This is a genomic window from Microbacterium ureisolvens, assembly GCF_019511645.1.
GTDB lineage: Bacteria > Actinomycetota > Actinomycetes > Actinomycetales > Microbacteriaceae > Microbacterium > Microbacterium ureisolvens_A.
Genome location: NZ_JAEUAX010000004.1, coordinates 274,846 through 291,491 on the forward strand (window position 1 = coordinate 274,846; position 16,646 = coordinate 291,491).

Genomic DNA, 16,646 nt, shown 5'->3' on the forward strand with positions numbered 1-16,646 from the left:
AGCTCAAGGAGCGGGGACGCGCCGGAGAGCCTGGCGGGAGCGGATGCTGCGCCCCCGGCGCCTCCCGCACCGCGACGCCGGTCGCGATGGGCGTGGCTCGCGCGGCTGTGGGCGCTGTCCACCGGACGCTTCGGGCTCATCGTGGTCGCGGTCGTCGGCCTCACGGCGATCGTCGCCCGCTTCTGGACGCCGTTCGACCCGCAGAAGGTCGACATCGCGAACCGCTGGGCGCTGCCGAGCTGGCCGCACCTGCTCGGCACCGACGGCTCGGGCCGCGACATCCTCAGCCTGCTGATGGCCGGCGCCCGCACCACCGTGTTCGTCGCGATCGGCGCCGGCGTGATCGCGACGATCATCGGCATCGCACTCGCCGCGCTCGGTGCCCTCACCGCGCGGTGGGTGCGCGAGTCGGTGGCGGTGTTCGTGGACATCCTCATCGCGTTCCCCGTGCTGATCATCGCGATGATGATCTCGGCGGTGTGGGGCGGATCGCTCTGGGTCGTCATCTGGGCTGTCGGCATCGGCTTCGGCGTGAACATCGCCCGGGTCACGCGGCCGGAGCTGCGCCGCGTGCTGCACAGCGACTTCGTGCTCGCGGGGCGCGCGTCCGGCCTCACGCCCGCGCAGAACCTGTGGCGGCACCTCCTTCCCAACGTCGCGCCGGTGTTCATCGTGCAGCTGTCGTGGGGCATGGCGGTCGCCGTCCTCGCCGAGGCCGGCCTGTCGTACCTCGGATTCGGCGCGCCGGTGACCGAGCCGTCGTGGGGACTGCTGCTGGCGCAGCTGCAGCAGTTCATCGCCGTGCACCCGCTGTCGGTGGTGTGGCCGGGACTCGCCATCACGATCACGGTGCTGGGGCTGAACCTCCTCGGCGACGGCCTGCGCGAGGCCACCGACCCGACCCTGTCGCGCAGCCCCTTCGCGACCCGACGTGCGCGCCTGCACATCCCGGAGGTGGTCTCATGAGTCTCGAGGTGACCGACCTCGCGATCGACATCGGCGACCGCCGCGTCGTCGACGGCGTGTCGTTCGCGGTGCCCGACGGCGCGCGCATCGGACTCATCGGGGAGTCGGGCTCGGGCAAGTCGCTCACCGCCCTCGCGATCCTGGGGCTCCTCCCCGACGGTGCGGCGGCGTCGGGGAGCGTGCGCTGGAACGGGCAGGAGATCCTGGGGCTCTCGGAGGCGGAGCTGGCGGAGCTCCGCGGCGACGAGATCGGCATCGTCTTCCAGGAGCCGCGCACGGCGCTCAACCCGATCCGCACCGTCGGCCGCCAGATCGCGGAGTCGATCCGCATCCACGAAGGCCTGTCGAAGCGGGATGCCGCCGCCCGCGCGGTCGCGGAGGCATCCCGTGTCGCCCTCCCCGATCCGCAGCGCATCGTGGCGCGGTACCCGCACCAGCTGTCGGGCGGCCAGCGCCAGCGCGTCGCGATCGCGATGGCGCTCGCCTGCAGGCCTCGGCTGCTGATCGCCGACGAGCCCACGACGGCGCTCGACGTCACGATCCAGGCAGAGATCCTCGAGCTGCTGCTGTCGCTCGCGCGTGACGACGGCATGTCGCTCGTCTTCATCACCCACGATCTCGCGGTGCTGTCTCAGATCGCGACGCACGGTGTGGTGCTCGAACAGGGACGCGTGGTCGAGGCGGCTCCGGTGTCCCGGCTGCTGTCGGCTCCGGCATCCGTCGTGACCCAGGAGCTGCTGCGTGACGCGACGGCGACGCTGTGGCGGCCGGAGGATCGCGGTTCCGCGTCGGGGGTCTGGGGCGACGCCTCCGAAGGGGGTGCGGAATGAGTTTGCTCGTCCGCGGCCGAGGGCTGACGCGCCGCTATCCCGCCCCGAAGACGCAGCTGTTCGAGAAGCGGTCGTACACGACGGGGCTCGAGGACGCCGACATCGACGTGCGCGAAGGCTCGGCGGTCGGGCTCATCGGCGAGTCGGGCTCGGGCAAGTCGACACTCGTCCGACTGCTGCTCGCGCTCGACACGCCCTCCGCGGGCACCGTGGAGTTCGACGGCCAAGCGGTCGACGCAGAGGTCTCCGCGCGTTCGCTGCACTGGCTGCGACGGCAGACGGGGATCGTGTTCCAGGACCCCTATGCGTCGCTCGACCCGCGCATGAGCGTGGGCCGCATCGTCGGCGAGCCGCTGTGGGCGCTCGGCATCGGCGGCGACCGCCGCGCGCGCGTGCGAGAGGTGCTCAGGGACGTCGGCCTCGAGGCCGACATGGCCGACCGCTTCCCGCACGAGTTCTCGGGCGGCCAACGGCAGCGCATCGCCCTCGCGCGGGCGATCGTGCACCGCCCGCGCCTGCTCGTCGGCGACGAGCCGCTGTCGGCGCTGGACGTCACGGTGCGTGCGCAGATCCTCGAGCTGCTCGGCGAGCTGCGAGAGCGCGACGGGCTGACTCTCCTGCTCGTATCGCACGACATCGGCGTCGTTCAGAACCTGTGCGACGAGGTCGTCGTCATGAAGGACGGCCGGATCGTCGAGGAGGGCCCGACCGAGAAGGTGCTGCTGCAGCCCCAGGTGTCCTATACGCGACGCCTGCTGGCATCCATCCCCGTCATCGACGCCGGCTCGTCCTGACCCCTTCCGGCGGCGGCGAGGCGACCAGCGTCGTCGGAGGCCGCCGATAAGTTCGGAGCATGAGCCCCGGAATCGTCCCCCCGTACCTGCTCGCCCGCATCGCCGCCGTGCAGGAGGAGAACTGGGCTCGAGCGGCCGAGGCCGCGCAACGCACCCTCACGGCGCCGCGCGACTACCGTCCGGTGCGCTCTCGCCTCCGTCTGTCGATCCAGGAGCCCGGCACGCTCGTCGCGGAGGCGACGCCGGCGCCCGACCGCGAGATCTCCGACGCCGAGCACCGCGAGGTGCTGCCGGGCACGCGGGTGCGCGGCGAGGACGACCCGGCGACCGGCGACGCCTCCGTGGACGAGGCGTACGACGGGCTCGGCGCGACGTACGACTTCTGGTGGGACGCGTACGCGCGCGACAGCATCGATGGCTCGGGCAGCTCGCTGCTGGCGACGGTGCACTACGGCCGCGACTACGACAACGCCTTCTGGAACGGTGAGCGCATGGTGTTCGGCGACGGCGATGACGAGGTGTTCCGCGGCTTCACCCGATCGCTCAGCGTCATCGCGCACGAGCTCGCCCACGGCGTGATCGAGGACGAGGGCGGGCTGCTCTACCGCGGCCAGTCGGGCGCGCTCAACGAGTCGATCGCCGACGTCTTCGGGGCACTCGCCGAGCAGCACCGGGAGGGGCAGACCGTCGACGAGGCGACCTGGCTCATCGGCGAGGGGATCTTCACGGATGCCGTGCAGGGCGTCGCGCTGCGGTCGCTCAAGGCACCGGGCACCGCGTACGACGACGACGTGCTCGGCAAGGACCCGCAGCCGGCCCACATGCGCGACTACGTCGAGACCCGCGACGACAACGGCGGTGTTCACATCAACTCGGGAATCCCCAACCACGCGTTCTACCTCGCAGCGAAGGCGCTCGGAGGCCGCGCGTGGGAGCGTGCCGGCCTCATCTGGTACCGCGCGCTCACGTCGGGGACGCTCCCCTCCACCGCGGACTTCACCGTGTTCGCCCGCGCCACCCTCGCCGCGGCGGCTGCGGAGTACGGTGAGGAGTCGGAGGAGGTCGACGCCGTCCGCGCCGGGTGGACGAGCGTCGGCGTGATCCCGGATGACCGAGAAGCCGAGTCCTGACCCGACCACACCGTCCGCCGCGCCGCCGGCGGTCGAGGTCGACGTCGCGCGCACCGGCGGCATCGCCGGAATCACGCGGCGCTGGTCGGCGCAGCCGCCCGAGGCGGAGGCATCCGACTGGATCACGCTCATCGACCGGTGCCCGTGGAGCGAGGCGGGCACCGCGACCGGCGACGACGCCGGCCATGCCCCCGCCGATGCGCGGGGGGCGACACGCCGCCGGGATCCGATGCCCGACGGTTTCGTGTGGTTCATCCGCGCGACGTGGTCCGGCGCGGATGCGCGCGAGGCCGAACTTCCGGACGAGGAGGTGGTGGGCGCCTGGCGCGAGTTGGTCGATGCAGTGCGGGACTGGAACCGGCAGAGCTCCGGCTCCGCGAGGCCAGGCCGCTGACGGTCAGCGCGCGAAGAGGCCCTTCTTCTTCGCGGGCTTCAGAGCCTTCTGCATGTAGATCGTGCCCAGCCAGCGGCCGAATTTGAATCCCACGCGCCCCATGCGCCCGACCTCGACGAAGCCCAGCTTCTCGTGCAGGGCGACCGAGCCCTCGGCGCCCTTGTCGCTGATCACCGCGACCATCTGCCGGATGCCGACGGCCTCGCACGCCTCGATGAGCGCTTCGAGCAGGGCCCGGCCGAGTCCCTTGCCCGTGGCCGCCTGGCCGAGATAGATCGAGTTCTCGACCGAGAACCGGTATGCGGACTTGCTCGACATCGGCTGCACGAGCGCGTAGCCGAGGATCTGCCCCGACGGCGACTCCGCCACCAGGAACGGGAGCCCCTGCTTGGCGAGACCGTCGCGCTTCCTGCGCCACTGCGCCACCGACCAGACGTCCTCGTCGAACGTCACGACCGAGTTGGTGACGTAGTAGTTGTAGATCTCGCGGATGTCGGGGATGTCGCGATCCTCGACGGGACGGATCGTGAACGAGAAGGGACGCTCGGGCTCGGGCTGCCGCTGCAGGTGGCGCGGCAGCTTGCGGCGGTCCTTCTCGTATTCCTCTTCGAGCATGTGCTCCTCCTCGATGTCTGCGGCCGGCCTGATGCCCTACGAGGGCAGCCGCCAGTCGACGGGATCGGCGCCCTGTCGCGCGAGCAGCTCGTTGGCCCGCGAGAACGGCCGCGAGCCGAAGAACCCACGGCTGGCCGACAGCGGCGACGGGTGCGCCGATTCGATGATCGGCGTCGCGCCCAACAGCGGCCGCAGGTTCGCGGCATCCCGACCCCACAGGATCGCCACGAGAGGCCTGTCGCGAGCGACGAGCGTGCGGATGGCGTGCTCGGTGACCTTCTCCCAGCCCCAGCCGCGGTGCGATGCCGGCGCCCCCGGCGCGACGGTGAGGACGCGGTTGAGCAGCATGACGCCCTGGTCGCTCCACGCCGACAGGTCGCCGTGCGGGGCGCGCGGGATGCCGAGGTCGGACTCGAGCTCCTGGTAGATGTTCCCCAGACTTCGCGGCAGCGGGCGCACATGCGAATCGACCGCGAACGACAGGCCGATCGGATGCCCCGGCGTGGGGTACGGGTCCTGCCCGACGATGAGCACCTTGACGTCGGGCAGCGGGCGCTGGAAGGCACGCAGCACGCGGTCGCCGGCGGGGAGGTACTGGCGTCCGGCGGCGACCTCGGCGCGAAGCCGCTCGCCCAGCGCCGCGATGTCGGGACCCACCGGGGCGAGCGCTGTCGACCACTCCGGGTCCATGAGTCCGGCGTCGGCGAGCTCGGGCAGTGTCATCGCCATGTCAGGCACGCTCCGCCGTCGTGGTCATGACGAGCTCGAAGCCGCCCTCCACCGGGGTCGACGTGAAGGCGACCGTCGCCGCGGCGAGCTCGCGGAGCGACGCGAGGTGGGTGCCGCCGCACGGGATCCGGGCCTCGTCGGCCGGCAGCTCGCACACCCACGCGCGGCGGTCGGCGAGCGTGTCGCCCTTGCGCTCGATGCGCACGGCGCCGCCGGCGGCGATCCACTGGGCGAGCTGCGCACTGATCCGGGCTGCCAGGTCGTCGAGGTCTGCGAGCGCCTCGGGATCGAACCCCTTGCGCCGCAGCGATTTGCCGATCCGGTACACGTCGCGCGAGCCGTCCGGGAGGATCCGCGATTCCTGGAGCGCGAGCGCGTCGAACGCCGGCGCGCCGAGCGCGTCGGTCTGCACCTGCTTGCGCCAGGCTCCGGCCAGCGCCGCGTCAAGCGCGAGCGAGGCCAGGTGGCACGCGGTGTGCCCCGCCGACAGGGCGGCGCGGTAGCCGGCATCCACCGTCACCTCGACCGTGTCGCCCGCCGCAATCGCGGCACCGTCCTCGACGATGTGAGCGACGACGAAGGTCCACCCTTCGGTGCCGGTGCGCACCGGGACGTCCGGGCCGAGCAGCAGGCCGTCGCCCTGCGTCGCGCCGACGACCGCGTCGACCACCGCGAATTCGCCCGCGCCGACCCGCAGCGTTCCGCGGTCCGCGGGCTGGTCGGGCCACGCGGTGTCGACCGGGTGGAACGCGGTCTGGTCGAGCACGACGGCCGACCGCCCGTCGCCGGCGTCGGCGACGTGGACCACGGTGCCGCGGGAGGAGACGGCGCCGGAAGGGTAGGTGACGACGGTGCCGCTTGTGAGGGTCACAGCTCCTCCGTGCCGCGCGGGCGCAGCGCACCCCGCGCGAGCAGGTGCTGCGCCGACTGCGCGACCGGACGCATCGTGATGAGGTCGAGGTTGACGTGTCCGGGAGCGTTGAGCGCGTACGCGATGACGTCCGCGACGTCGTCGGCGGTGAGCGGGTTCTCGACGCCGTCGTAGACGCGCTCGGCGGCTGCGCTGTCGCCGCCGAGACGGTTGAGAGTGAACTCGGGCGTGTGCACCATGCCCGGTGCGACCTCGATCACACGGATCGGCTCGCCGTTCAGCTCGAGCCGCAGCGCGTGCGCGATCATCGCCTCGCCGGCCTTCGCCGCGTTGTAGCCCGCGCCGCCGGCGTAGGCGGTCTGCGCGGCGGTGGAGGTGACGAAGAGGGTGTCGGCGTGACCGTCGGATGCCGCGGCCCGGCGCAGCTGCGGCATGAGCGCCGCGACCAGCCGCTGCGCCGAGAGCACGTTGACGTCGAACATCCACTGCCAGTCCGAGACGTTGCCGTCCTCGACGCGGTCGGTGCCCCGCGCCCCGCCGGCGACGTGGACCAGCGCGTGGACGGGGCCCGAATCCGCCAGGAAGCCGGCGAGCGCCTCGACGTCGGCGTCAGCCGTCAGGTCCGCCGCGAACGCGACGGCACCGGTCTCGGCCTCGAGCGCGGCGAGGCGATCGGCACGCCGTGCGACGCCGACCACGTCCCATCCGCCGGCGCGCAGTGCGCGCACCGCCGCCTCGCCGATCCCCGAGCTCGCCCCGGTCACCACTGCACGCCTTTTCGCCATGACCACAACGCTACCCACGTCGCGCCCGGCGGAACTGATCGAGCGCGAATCCGGGCGCGCAGCGCGTTACGTCACATTTCCCCCACGTTGTTGACAACCCCGGGTCCTCCGTACTCTCGATCCCGGCTGGGGGGCACGCTCCCGGCATCCGATCCCGCAGGAGCAGGCCATGTCCGCACCCGAGAACTGGCGTTTCGAGACCAAGCAGATCCACTCGGGGGCTCAGCCCGACCCGGTGACCAAGGCTCGCGCGACGCCGATCTACCAGACCACGTCGTACGTCTTCGACAACGCGGACCACGCGGCGAACCTCTTCGCGCTCGCCGAGTTCGGCAACATCTACACGCGCATCCAGAACCCGACGCAGGCGGTCGTCGAGGAGCGCCTCGCCGCGCTCGAGGGCGGCACCGGTGCCCTCCTCCTCGCGAGCGGCCAGGCGGCGGCGACCTTCGCGGTTCTGAACATCGCCGAGGCCGGCGACCACATCGTGTCGTCGAGCTCCATCTACGGCGGCACCTACAACCTCTTCAAGTACACGCTCGCCAAGCTCGGCATCGAGGTCACGTTCGTCGAGAACCAGGACGACCTGGAGGAGTGGCGCCGCGCCGTCCGCCCGAACACGAAGCTGTTCTTCGCGGAGACCATCGGCAACCCGAAGATCAACGTGCTCGACATCCGCGGCGTCGCCGATGTCGCGCACGAGAACGGCGTGCCGCTCATCGTCGACAACACGATCGCGACCCCGTATCTCATCAAGCCGTTCGAGCACGGCGCCGACATCGTCGTGCACTCGGCCACGAAGTTCCTCGGCGGCCACGGCACCACCATCGGCGGCGTGATCGTCGACGGCGGCACCTTCGAGTGGTCGAAGAACGTCGACAAGTTCCCGGGCCTCACCGTTCCCGACCCCTCGTACCACGGCGCGTCCTACACGGCCGCAGTCGGCGACGGCCTCGCGTACATCATCAAGGCGCGCGTGCAGCTGCTGCGCGATCTCGGCTCGGCCATCTCGCCGAACAGCGCCTGGCTGCTCATCCAGGGCATCGAGACGCTGTCGCTGCGCGTCGAGCGCCACGTGCAGAACGCCCAGGAGATCGCCGAGTGGCTCGAGAACCACTCCGACGTCGCCTCGGTCAACTACTCGGGCCTGCCCACCTCGCCGTGGTACGCCACGGCCAACACCTACGCCCCGAAGGGCGTGGGCGCGGTGCTGTCGTTCGAGCTCAAGGGCGGCGTCGAGGCGGGCCGCGAGTTCGTCAACTCGCTCACGCTCTTCAGCCACCTCGCCAACATCGGCGACGTGCGCTCGCTCGTGATCCACCCCGCCTCGACGACGCACTCGCAGCTCACCCCCGAGCAGCAGCTCACGACCGGTGTCACGCCGGGCCTCGTGCGCCTCTCGGTGGGCCTCGAGAACATCGACGACCTCAAGGCCGACCTCGAGCAGGCGCTCGCGGCGGCTCGCCGGGTGTCGGAGGCCGCTCGCGCCTGATCCCCTCCTCGGGACACGGATGCCCCGGTCCGGCGCGCTGCGCCGGGCCGGGGCATCCGTCATTCCCGGTCGGTAGCGGGCTCGTCCGCCTCGAAGTCGGCCGCCAGCTCCTCGGCGGTGAGATGCGCACCCGGAACCGGACGCGGCAGCGTCGGCGCGGCGTCGTCCGTGTGCCAGGGCTGCGGGTCGACGTCGGCGCCATCGCTGCCGGCCTCGTCGAAGATGACGTCGGTGTCGTGATCGAGGTCGTGATCCTGCGGCGGCTCCGCGGGGCGGGCCTCGTGGGCGGGCATGAAGGGCTCGGCGGTCGACATGCGCGCATTCTGCCATGCGCGGTGTAACAGACGGCATCACCCCGCATGCGCAGGCGAGAATGGACGGATGGACTGGCAGACCTCCGAAGACACGGTGCCCAGCGCGCCCGTGACGGAGGCCGACGCCCGCCTGCTGCTCGGCCGCCCTCCGGCCACGGGTGCGTGGCGCGACGGCGATCCCTTGGGCGAGCGCCATTTCGCCGCATTCGGGGCGTTCCGCACGGAGGGCGGGCGCGAGCTGCCGGCATATCGACTCGCCTACGAGACATGGGGCGAGCTCAACGCCACCCGCGACAACGCGGTGCTCGTGCTGCACGCGCTGACCGGCGACAGCCACGTGCGCGGGCCGGCCGGGGCGGGACACCCGACGTCGGGCTGGTGGGACGACATCGTCGGCCCTGGTGCGCCGATCGACACCGACCGCTGGTTCGTCGTGGCCCCGAACATGCTCGGGGGCTGTCAGGGCTCCACCGGCCCGGCGTCGATCGGTCCCGACGGATACGAGTGGGCCTCGCGCTTCCCGTACCTCACGATCCGCGACCAGGTCGCCGCGCAGGTGCGCCTCGCCGACGCGCTGGGCATCGACGTGTGGGCCGCGGTCGTCGGCGGGTCGATGGGCGGCATGCACGCCCTCGAGTGGGCGATCTCGCGCCCCGAGCGCGTGGAGCGGGTCGCCGTCCTCTCGGCGCCACCCGTCAACACGGCCGATCAGGTCGCCCTCAACTCCGTGCAGCTCGAGGCGATCCGCATCGACCCGCGGTTCCAGGGCGGCGAGTACTACGACGCCGGCGACGGCGACGGCCCCAACCGCGGGCTCGCTCTCGCGCGCCGCATGGCCCTGCTCAACTATCGCTCCCCCACCGAGCTCAACCAGCGGTTCCAGCGCACCTGGCAGTCGGGCGTGAGCCCGCTCGGGCACGGCGGACGATTCGCCGTCGAGTCGTACCTCGACTTCCACGGCAACAAGTTCACGCGGCGCTTCGATGCGAACTCGTACATCACGCTCGTCGAGGCGATGAATTCGCACGACGTCGGTCGCGACCGTGGCGGCGTCGACGACGCCCTCGCACTCGTCACCGCCAAGGCCCTGGTGCTCGGCATCGACAGCGACCGGCTCTTCCCCATCGACGGGCAGCACCGCATCGCACGCGGCATCCGCAACACGCTCGACGGCGACCGCGCCGTCGTCCTCTCCAGCGACTTCGGCCACGACGGCTTCCTCATCGAGACGACGGCTGTCGGCACGCACCTGCGGCGGCTCCTCGAGGCCTGACCGCCGCTCGCAGTATCACCGTTGCCCGGACGGTGCTCTCACTTGGGCAGAGTCCCAAGGAGGGAACAATGAGCACTGATACCCAACCGGGCGCCGAGTCGCCCGCAGACGCGTTCGTCGCACAGCCCTTCCTTCGCGAGCAGCTCGGCCTCGACGGCGCCCGCTCTCGCGGAGGAGACCGAAACGGTGACGGCGGGGCCGACCGGGCCGACGACGGCGGGCACAGCCGCCTTCCCGTCGACATCCGAGCCTCGCTCGAGCTCGTCAGACCCTCGCACGGAAGATTCCACGGTGCGAAGTTCTCGCTCGGCTACTTCCCCGCGCATGACGTGTTCGCCACCGACGCCGACAAGTTCGGCTACCTGACCAAGCCCAGGGTGCGCGCGAGGAGCCGGCTGCCGCTCAACGCCACCTCGCGCGCTCTGCTCGAGAAGCTCGGGCACCTGATGGGCAACAGCGGCCGCGAGACGGCACCCGACTCGGCGACGCCCTCGGGCTTCACCTACGTCGGCCAGTTCGTGGACCACGACATCACGCTCGACGTGTCGTCGGCGCTGGACGCGCCGGAGCTCGTCGATGCGAACGTCATCAACAACATGCGCTCGCCGATGCTCGACCTCGACAGCGTGTACGGCAAGGGACCCGCAGTCGACGCGTTCCTCTATGCCGCCCCGGCGCCGGGCGAGCCGCCATCGGCGTTCCGCATGCTGCTCGGAAGCAACCTCCCCAGCGGCCTGGGCGGCGCGGGCGGAACGGCGGGAGCCGCGGGGATGGTCGCGCACACCGACTTCGATGTGCCGCGCACCTCCGCGCTCACTGCGATCATCGGGGATCCGCGCAACAACGAGAACCTCATCGTCTCGCAGCTGCACCACGCGATGCTGCGGTTCCACAACGCCATCGTGGACTCGCTGGTCGCATCCGGATTCACCGGCGACGTCTTCGTGGAGGCCAAGCGCCAGGCGACGCTGCACTACCAGTGGGCGGTCGTGCACGACTTCCTGCCCCGTATCTGCGGGCAGGCGGCCGTCGACGCAGCACTGGCGGCGACGGACCTCGGACACCCGAACAGCCCCTTCCGCATGCCGGTGGAGTTCTCGGTCGCCGCCTACCGGTTCGGGCACAGCATGATCCGCGACGAATACTGGCTGAACTTCGAGCTGCGCAACAAGCCGATGACGGACGTCTTCAGATTCATCCACGAGCCGCACCTGCCGGTGCGCTCGAACTGGGTGGTCGACTTCAACGCGTTCTTCGAGACCGGCATCGCGGTGCCGGTGTTCAACAGCGCGCGCAAGATCGACAGCGTGCTGGCGAGCGCGCTCGAGGACCTCGACGGCAACGGCCTCCCGAACGAGCTGATGGGCGTTCTGGCGGCGCGCAACCTGCTGCGCGGCCTGGTGCTCGGCCTGCCGAGCGGGCAGGCGACGGCGGCCGCCCTCGGTGTGCCCGTCATCTCGGGCGCGGCACTGACCGCTGGGCTCCCGGCGGACGAGATCGCCGTGCTGGAGGAGGAGGGCGGTCTCCTCCTCGAGAAGACGCCGCTGTGGTACTACATCCTTCGCGAGGCGATGGTGGCCACGGGCGGCGAGCACCTCGGACCCCTCGGTGCCAAGATCGTGGCGGACACGTTCGTACGGATGCTGCGCCGCGACGCCCTGTCGCTGCTGAATGTCGCGTTCGCCCCGACGCTGGGGGCGACCCCCGGCAGCTTCACGTTCGCGGACCTCGTCCGCGTCGCGAAGGTGATCGGCGCCTGAGAGTCGGTCACACCGTGCGCTGATAGCGCCATGGAAGCTCGCCGATCTCGAGGCGATGACGGGATCCGGATGCTGCGGCCGCAGCATCCGGATCCCACTCGTCGTCACCCTGCCAGAGCAGCAGGGGGCCTTCGCCACCGCGGCGCGCGACCGTCTCGAAGCGCTGGACGCCGCCCAGACGCGCCGCCCCGAGGACGGACTCGACATCGGCGTGCTCGGCGAGACCGTGCAGCGTCACCCAGGTCGGCGGGTACAGCGTCAACCCACCGCGTCCGTGGCGGGCCAGCGCGTCGGCCGGGCGCAGCCACTGCGCCGCCACCGCCTCGTCGGCCGACAGCGACACCACGCCCCCGGCGGTCGGCGCCACGAAGAACCACGTGCGGATCCGCAGCGCCAGCCCGGGCGGCGGGTCCCAGCACGACAGGGTCACGAGCGCCTCGGCGTCGAGGTCCAGTCCGGTCTCCTCGGCCGTCTCGCGCACCGCCGCGCGGCGAGCGACGGCCTCCTCGAGCTCTGCGGCCGCATGGCGGTCGCCCGGCTCGAGCTTGCCGCCGGGGAACACCCAGGCGCCCGCGAACGAGCCGCGGTCCGGCCGCTCGATCATGAGGACCTCGAGCCCCTCGGCGGTGTCCCGCAGCAGGATCACCGTCGCGGCCACGGGCACCGCCGGATCCGTCGCATCCTCGGGGCGGCGCGACCGCGCGCCGCCGATCGAGTCGCTGAGCGCCTGGAGCGCCCGGTCGGCGGAAGGCGACGGCTGCGGCATCCGCACACTCTATCCACCGCGCCCGCCACCGGAGCATCCATCGCGCCCGCCACCGGAGCGGGTCAGACCGCCACAGCCACCCTGCGCCGTTCGTCGAGGAGGCTGGCGGTCGCGAGCACGAGCCCGCCCGCGGCGAGCGCGACGCCGACCCACGCCGGCGCGGCGAAGCCCCAGCCGGCGGCGATCACGACACCGCCGAGGAACGCGCCGAGGCTGTTGCCGATGTTGAGGGCGGAGTGGTTGAGCGCGGCGGCGATCGACTGGTTGTCCTGCGCGACGTCCATCAGCCGGGTCTGGATCGTGGGGCTGAGCGCGGAGGCGACGAGCCCCGTGGCGAACACGAAGAAGGCGAGCGCCCAGATCCACTGGGCCGTCACCGCAAGCAGTGCCAAGACGAGCGCCAGTGCCAGGAGCCCGCCGACGAGAGTCCGCTTGAGGTCGACGTCGGCGAGGTGGCCGCCGATGAGATTCCCGACCGTCATGCCGAGCCCCATCACCACCAGCACGATCGGCACGAGCCACTCGGGCGATCCGGCGACCTCGGTGACCAGGGGCGCGACGTAGCTGTATACCGCGAAGAAGCCGCCGAAGCCGATGGCGCCCACGCCCAGCGCCAGCCACACCTGCCCGATGCGGAACACCTTGAGCTCCGCCCGCAGCGTTCGTGACGGATCCCCCGGATGCTCCGGCACGAAGAACGCGATGAGCACGGTGGCGGCCGCGAAGATGCCCGCCACGACCATGAACGCCGCGCGCCACCCGAGCTGCTGACCGAGGTAGGTGCCCAGCGGCACGCCGACGACGTTCGCGACGGTGAGTCCGGTCAAGACGAACGCGACGCCCTTCGCCCGCTTGCCCGGGCCCAGCACCTCCGCAGCGACGAGCGCCCCGATGCCGAAGTACGCGCCGTGCGGGAGTCCCGCGAGGAACCGGGATGCCGCGACCCATTCGAAGGTCGGTGCCAGGAACGTGAGCGCATTGAAGACCGTGAGCGCGAGCGCCAGACCGATCATCACACGGTGGCGCGGGTACTTCGCGACGGCGCCGGCGATCGTCGGCGCGCCCACGACGACGCCGAGCGCATAGAGGGAGATGAGCCAGCCGGCCTGATAGATCGCATCCTCCTGGCGCAGCTGCCAGAGCGACGGCAGCAGGTCGGAGCCGATGTTCGGCAGGAGGCCCATCACGACGAACTCGGTCATGCCGATGCCGAAGCTGCCGACGGCGAGGGAAAGGAGCGCCCACGTCGCCGCCCCCCTCGTCAGATTCGAGGAGGTCACGCCGTCATGCTAATGGCGGACGCAGCTGCATGTCGAATCGATTCGGCAGCGGTCGACCCGCGGCGTCGTCATCGTGTGCGACGGGACGCGCGGCCTCACTCCGGGTCGGCCTCGTCCGCCTGGCGGTCGATGGCGGCCTCGAGCCGCTCGATCTTGCCGTCGAGCTCCCCCGAATAGCCGGGCCGGATGTCGGCCTTGAGCACGAGCGAGACCCGCGAGCCGTAGGGCGCGACGGCGTCGGTCGCGCGTTTGACGACGTCGAACACCTCGTCCCACTCCCCCTCGAGCTCGGTGAACATCGACGTCGTGCGGTGCGGCAGACCGCTGTCGCGCACCACGCGCACCGCGGCTGCGACGGCATCGTGCACCGAGCCGTCGGCGCGGCCGGTTCCGCTGGGTGCCACGGAGAAAGCGACGAGCATGGGGACCTCCGACTTTCAGGGGCGGATGGGGCGACGGATGCCGCAGCCCGACGTCTACTCTGACACGCTCACCCGCACCGCCCGCCGCACGGGCACGCGGGCGAGACGCACCACCATCCACACGAAGAGCGCCACGAGCATCGCGTTGCGCACGACCAGGAGCCAGACGGCTGCCGGCCACAGCGTCAGAAGCCAGTCGTAGGCGAACGGGAAGAGCCATTGCGTGAGGGCGAGGATCACCACCGTGACCACCGCAGGCGGCAGCCATCGGCGCCGATCGATCGCGAGGCCCACGACGACCGGCGCGATCAGCCACGTCATGTACTGCGGCGACCCCACCTTGTTCAGCACGATGAAGCCGAGCACCAGCGCGACCGCCAGCGGCGGGAAGAGCGCGACGAAGGACGCGCCGCGCCATGCGTTGACGGCGCCGATCGCCGCGATCGTCAGCATCCCGAGCATGAGGACCGGTGTCATCAGCATGATGACGGTGTCGACCGAGGGGCCGGTTATCTGGAACGTGATCAGGTCCGGGTCATAGAAGATCCGCGCACCGGGCACGCCTGCCAGGGCGAGCAGCAGGTACACGCTGCTCACCGGCGCTTCGATCTGCAGCCCGCGGGAGGTCTGGTCGCCGACGAACCCGAGCAGGTGCGCCCCGCCTCCGGCGAGCAGCACCGCCACCACGACGACCGCCGAGACCGCCGCCGCACCCCCGACGATCGCGAGCCTGCGGCGCACCGCGATCACCGCGGCTGCGAGGAGCGCCGCCGGCCACACCTTGATCCATGTGGCGACGGCGAGCAGCACCGAGCCGAGCCAGGGCCGTCCGACGAGCCACAGCGAGCCGGCGACGGCGAAGGGCACAGTGACCCCGTCGAGCCGGAACATGCCCACGCCGCCGAGCGCGAGGATCGCCGCCAGCCAGAACCATGCGGCGATCATGCGGCCGCGAGAGCTCCCCCGGCCGACGAGCACCGCGAAGGCCGCGGCGTCGAGCAGCGTCACGAGCAGCCCCCAGGCGAGGGTGTAGTCCACAACGCTGCGGAACGCCCCGACGAGCACGATCGGCAATTGAGCCAGCGGCGGGTAGATCCAGTCCTCGGTGATGCCGGGCAGCGCATCGCCCGTGAGCATGAGCCCTGCCCACCAGCGATACAGCTGGTCGACATCCCACGAGGCGGCATGGTCGTCGGTGAACCCGAGCCAGATCACGACCGCGTGGACGAGGACGAACGCGACCCACACCCACGTCCGCCGCAACACCCCTTCATCCTAGAGAGCGCCGACGGGCGGCCTGACGCGCACAGGAACGTCGCGTGAAGTCAGGCGCGGGCGAGGGTCTCGGCGACCGCCTGGGGCAGCGCGTCGGCGACGTCCAGCGCCGTGATCGGGCCGTCGCCGAATGGCGCGGAGCTCGGCGCCCCCGCGATGCTCGCGCCCTGGGCGGCGATCGCGGCCGCCCGCCCGTGCAGCCAGGCGCCGGAGGCGGCGAGAGCCGCGAGGGAGGCGGCATCCGTGTGCCCGTTCTGGGCCACCGCACCTGCGACGAGTGCTCCGATGACGCCGGCGAGCACGTCGCCCGTCCCCGCGGTCGCAAGCCAGGGCGTGCCCGCCTCGACCGTCGCGGCCCAGCCGTCCGGCGCGACCACGACCGTCACCGCGCCCTTGAGCAGCACCACCGCTCCCGTCGCCTCAGCGGTCTCGCGCGCGGCGTCGACACGGTCGGCGGGCGCGTGTGCGAGGCCGAGCGCGGCGCGCAGCCGCGCGTGCTCGCGGTCGTGGGGCGTGAGGATCCGCGGCGCCGTGGCCTCGGCGGCGAGGTCGAGGGCGCCCGCGTCGACGACGACGGGGTCGGTGTCGGACAGCAGCGCCCGCAGCGCGGCGGTATCGGAGGGAGTGCGGGCCGAGGCATCCGTTCCCGATCCGACCACCCAGGCCTGCACGCGTCCGTCGGCGGTCACGGTCTCGGGCCGTCGTGCCAGCACCAGGTCGGCGGCACGGTCGGGTCCGAGGTAGCGCACCATGCCGAGTCCGGCGCGCCACGCCGCCTCGACCCCGAGCACCGCCGCGCCCGGATACGCCTCCGACCCCGTCCGCATGCCCAGCACGCCTCGGGAATACTTGTCGTCGGCGGCGGTTGGCCTCCGCAGGGCGCGCGCGGCATCGGCGCGCGTCCACGTCCTCACCATGCGGCCACAGTACCGCGCGCCCGACCCGATCCG

18 protein-coding genes are annotated in these 16,646 nt (G+C 71.7%); 8 read left to right on the forward strand and 10 right to left on the reverse strand.

What is annotated here, in order from left to right; genetic code table 11:
• Window positions 1-105: 105 nt before the first annotated feature.
• From JNB61_RS09810 to JNB61_RS09830, 5 genes are read left to right on the forward strand one after another with little or no spacing between them, the layout of a single operon-like run.
• On the forward strand, window positions 106-966 hold the full coding sequence (locus JNB61_RS09810) for an ABC transporter permease (RefSeq protein WP_220339533.1): 861 nt from the start codon (window positions 106-108) through the stop codon (window positions 964-966).
• Window positions 963-1,796 (forward strand): ATP-binding cassette domain-containing protein, encoded by an 834-nt coding sequence (locus tag JNB61_RS09815; RefSeq protein ID WP_220288178.1) that lies wholly within the window; start codon window positions 963-965, stop codon window positions 1,794-1,796. Before JNB61_RS09810 ends, JNB61_RS09815 begins: the two co-directional genes overlap by 4 nt.
• Window positions 1,793-2,590: an ABC transporter ATP-binding protein gene (locus JNB61_RS09820; RefSeq protein ID WP_220288179.1), complete on the forward strand. Its 798-nt coding sequence runs from the start codon at window positions 1,793-1,795 to the stop codon at window positions 2,588-2,590. Before JNB61_RS09815 ends, JNB61_RS09820 begins: the two co-directional genes overlap by 4 nt.
• Before the next feature lie 59 nt (window positions 2,591-2,649).
• Entirely contained in the window at window positions 2,650-3,720 is a 1,071-nt protein-coding gene (locus tag JNB61_RS09825) for a M4 family metallopeptidase (RefSeq protein ID WP_220339474.1), read from the forward strand.
• Window positions 3,698-4,114: a protealysin inhibitor emfourin gene (locus JNB61_RS09830; protein ID WP_220339475.1), complete on the forward strand. Its 417-nt coding sequence runs from the start codon at window positions 3,698-3,700 to the stop codon at window positions 4,112-4,114. The genes JNB61_RS09825 and JNB61_RS09830 overlap by 23 nt, the downstream gene beginning before the upstream one ends.
• Window positions 4,115-4,117: 3 nt before the next feature.
• On the opposite strand, the gene JNB61_RS09835 is transcribed toward JNB61_RS09830, so the two are convergent.
• Genes JNB61_RS09835 through JNB61_RS09850 form a run of 4 tightly spaced genes read right to left on the reverse strand, consistent with a single transcriptional unit; the run spans window position 4,118 to window position 7,114 of the window.
• Complete coding sequence (locus tag JNB61_RS09835; RefSeq protein ID WP_220288182.1) at window positions 4,118-4,729, reverse strand: GNAT family N-acetyltransferase; 612 nt, start codon at window positions 4,727-4,729, stop codon at window positions 4,118-4,120.
• A 36-nt stretch (window positions 4,730-4,765) separates the two neighbouring features.
• Window positions 4,766-5,458 (reverse strand): uracil-DNA glycosylase, encoded by a 693-nt coding sequence (locus tag JNB61_RS09840; RefSeq protein WP_220288183.1) that lies wholly within the window; start codon window positions 5,456-5,458, stop codon window positions 4,766-4,768.
• Window position 5,459: 1 nt separating this feature from the next.
• Entirely contained in the window at window positions 5,460-6,329 is an 870-nt protein-coding gene (locus tag JNB61_RS09845) for a metal-dependent hydrolase (protein ID WP_220339476.1), read from the reverse strand.
• Window positions 6,326-7,114, reverse strand: a complete 789-nt coding sequence (locus tag JNB61_RS09850; protein WP_220339477.1) for an SDR family oxidoreductase — start codon at window positions 7,112-7,114, stop codon at window positions 6,326-6,328. The genes JNB61_RS09845 and JNB61_RS09850 overlap by 4 nt, the downstream gene beginning before the upstream one ends.
• 169 nt (window positions 7,115-7,283) lie before the next feature.
• Here JNB61_RS09850 and JNB61_RS09855 point away from each other — a divergent pair, with 169 nt between their 5' ends.
• Entirely contained in the window at window positions 7,284-8,606 is a 1,323-nt protein-coding gene (locus tag JNB61_RS09855) for a bifunctional o-acetylhomoserine/o-acetylserine sulfhydrylase (protein WP_220339478.1), read from the forward strand.
• Between the two features lie 59 nt (window positions 8,607-8,665).
• On the opposite strand, the gene JNB61_RS09860 is transcribed toward JNB61_RS09855, so the two are convergent.
• Window positions 8,666-8,920, reverse strand: a complete 255-nt coding sequence (locus tag JNB61_RS09860; RefSeq protein WP_220339479.1) for a hypothetical protein — start codon at window positions 8,918-8,920, stop codon at window positions 8,666-8,668.
• 67 nt (window positions 8,921-8,987) lie between these two features.
• Between JNB61_RS09860 and metX the strand changes: the two genes are divergently transcribed.
• Window positions 8,988-10,193 carry a homoserine O-acetyltransferase MetX gene (metX, locus tag JNB61_RS09865; RefSeq protein ID WP_159845527.1) on the forward strand — a complete coding sequence of 402 codons (1,206 nt, stop codon included), beginning with the start codon at window positions 8,988-8,990 and terminating at the stop codon, window positions 10,191-10,193.
• A gap of 68 nt (window positions 10,194-10,261) precedes the next feature.
• Window positions 10,262-11,953 (forward strand): peroxidase family protein, encoded by a 1,692-nt coding sequence (locus JNB61_RS09870; protein ID WP_220339480.1) that lies wholly within the window; start codon window positions 10,262-10,264, stop codon window positions 11,951-11,953.
• 7 nt (window positions 11,954-11,960) lie between these two features.
• Here the strand turns inward: JNB61_RS09870 and JNB61_RS09875 are convergent, their stop codons facing one another.
• The 5 genes from JNB61_RS09875 to JNB61_RS09895 form a co-directional block, all read right to left on the reverse strand.
• Window positions 11,961-12,719: an NUDIX hydrolase gene (locus JNB61_RS09875; RefSeq protein WP_220339481.1), complete on the reverse strand. Its 759-nt coding sequence runs from the start codon at window positions 12,717-12,719 to the stop codon at window positions 11,961-11,963.
• Window positions 12,720-12,781: 62 nt separating this feature from the next.
• Complete coding sequence (locus JNB61_RS09880; protein ID WP_308291242.1) at window positions 12,782-13,999, reverse strand: MFS transporter; 1,218 nt, start codon at window positions 13,997-13,999, stop codon at window positions 12,782-12,784.
• A gap of 95 nt (window positions 14,000-14,094) precedes the next feature.
• Complete coding sequence (locus JNB61_RS09885; protein WP_220339482.1) at window positions 14,095-14,421, reverse strand: thiamine-binding protein; 327 nt, start codon at window positions 14,419-14,421, stop codon at window positions 14,095-14,097.
• Window positions 14,422-14,475: 54 nt separating this feature from the next.
• On the reverse strand, window positions 14,476-15,687 hold the full coding sequence (locus JNB61_RS09890) for a hypothetical protein (protein WP_308291243.1): 1,212 nt from the start codon (window positions 15,685-15,687) through the stop codon (window positions 14,476-14,478).
• Window positions 15,688-15,746: 59 nt separating this feature from the next.
• A complete protein-coding gene (locus JNB61_RS09895; protein ID WP_220339483.1) occupies window positions 15,747-16,613 on the reverse strand; it encodes an ADP-dependent NAD(P)H-hydrate dehydratase in 867 nt (288 codons plus the stop codon).
• Window positions 16,614-16,646: the final 33 nt, after the last annotated feature.

Coding starts and splice junctions, on each gene's coding strand:
- JNB61_RS09860 (WP_220339479.1), bottom strand. CDS start 8,920: ATGTCGACCGCCGAGCCCTTCATGCCCGCCCACGAGGCCCGCCCCGCG.
- JNB61_RS09835 (WP_220288182.1), bottom strand. CDS start 4,729: ATGCTCGAAGAGGAATACGAGAAGGACCGCCGCAAGCTGCCGCGCCAC.
- JNB61_RS09820 (WP_220288179.1), top strand. CDS start 1,793: ATGAGTTTGCTCGTCCGCGGCCGAGGGCTGACGCGCCGCTATCCCGCC.
- JNB61_RS09825 (WP_220339474.1), top strand. CDS start 2,650: ATGAGCCCCGGAATCGTCCCCCCGTACCTGCTCGCCCGCATCGCCGCC.
- JNB61_RS09870 (WP_220339480.1), top strand. CDS start 10,262: ATGAGCACTGATACCCAACCGGGCGCCGAGTCGCCCGCAGACGCGTTC.
- JNB61_RS09855 (WP_220339478.1), top strand. CDS start 7,284: ATGTCCGCACCCGAGAACTGGCGTTTCGAGACCAAGCAGATCCACTCG.
- metX (WP_159845527.1), top strand. CDS start 8,988: ATGGACTGGCAGACCTCCGAAGACACGGTGCCCAGCGCGCCCGTGACG.
- JNB61_RS09850 (WP_220339477.1), bottom strand. CDS start 7,114: ATGGCGAAAAGGCGTGCAGTGGTGACCGGGGCGAGCTCGGGGATCGGC.
- JNB61_RS09895 (WP_220339483.1), bottom strand. CDS start 16,613: ATGGTGAGGACGTGGACGCGCGCCGATGCCGCGCGCGCCCTGCGGAGG.
- JNB61_RS09830 (WP_220339475.1), top strand. CDS start 3,698: ATGACCGAGAAGCCGAGTCCTGACCCGACCACACCGTCCGCCGCGCCG.
- JNB61_RS09885 (WP_220339482.1), bottom strand. CDS start 14,421: ATGCTCGTCGCTTTCTCCGTGGCACCCAGCGGAACCGGCCGCGCCGAC.
- JNB61_RS09875 (WP_220339481.1), bottom strand. CDS start 12,719: ATGCCGCAGCCGTCGCCTTCCGCCGACCGGGCGCTCCAGGCGCTCAGC.
- JNB61_RS09840 (WP_220288183.1), bottom strand. CDS start 5,458: ATGGCGATGACACTGCCCGAGCTCGCCGACGCCGGACTCATGGACCCG.
- JNB61_RS09815 (WP_220288178.1), top strand. CDS start 963: ATGAGTCTCGAGGTGACCGACCTCGCGATCGACATCGGCGACCGCCGC.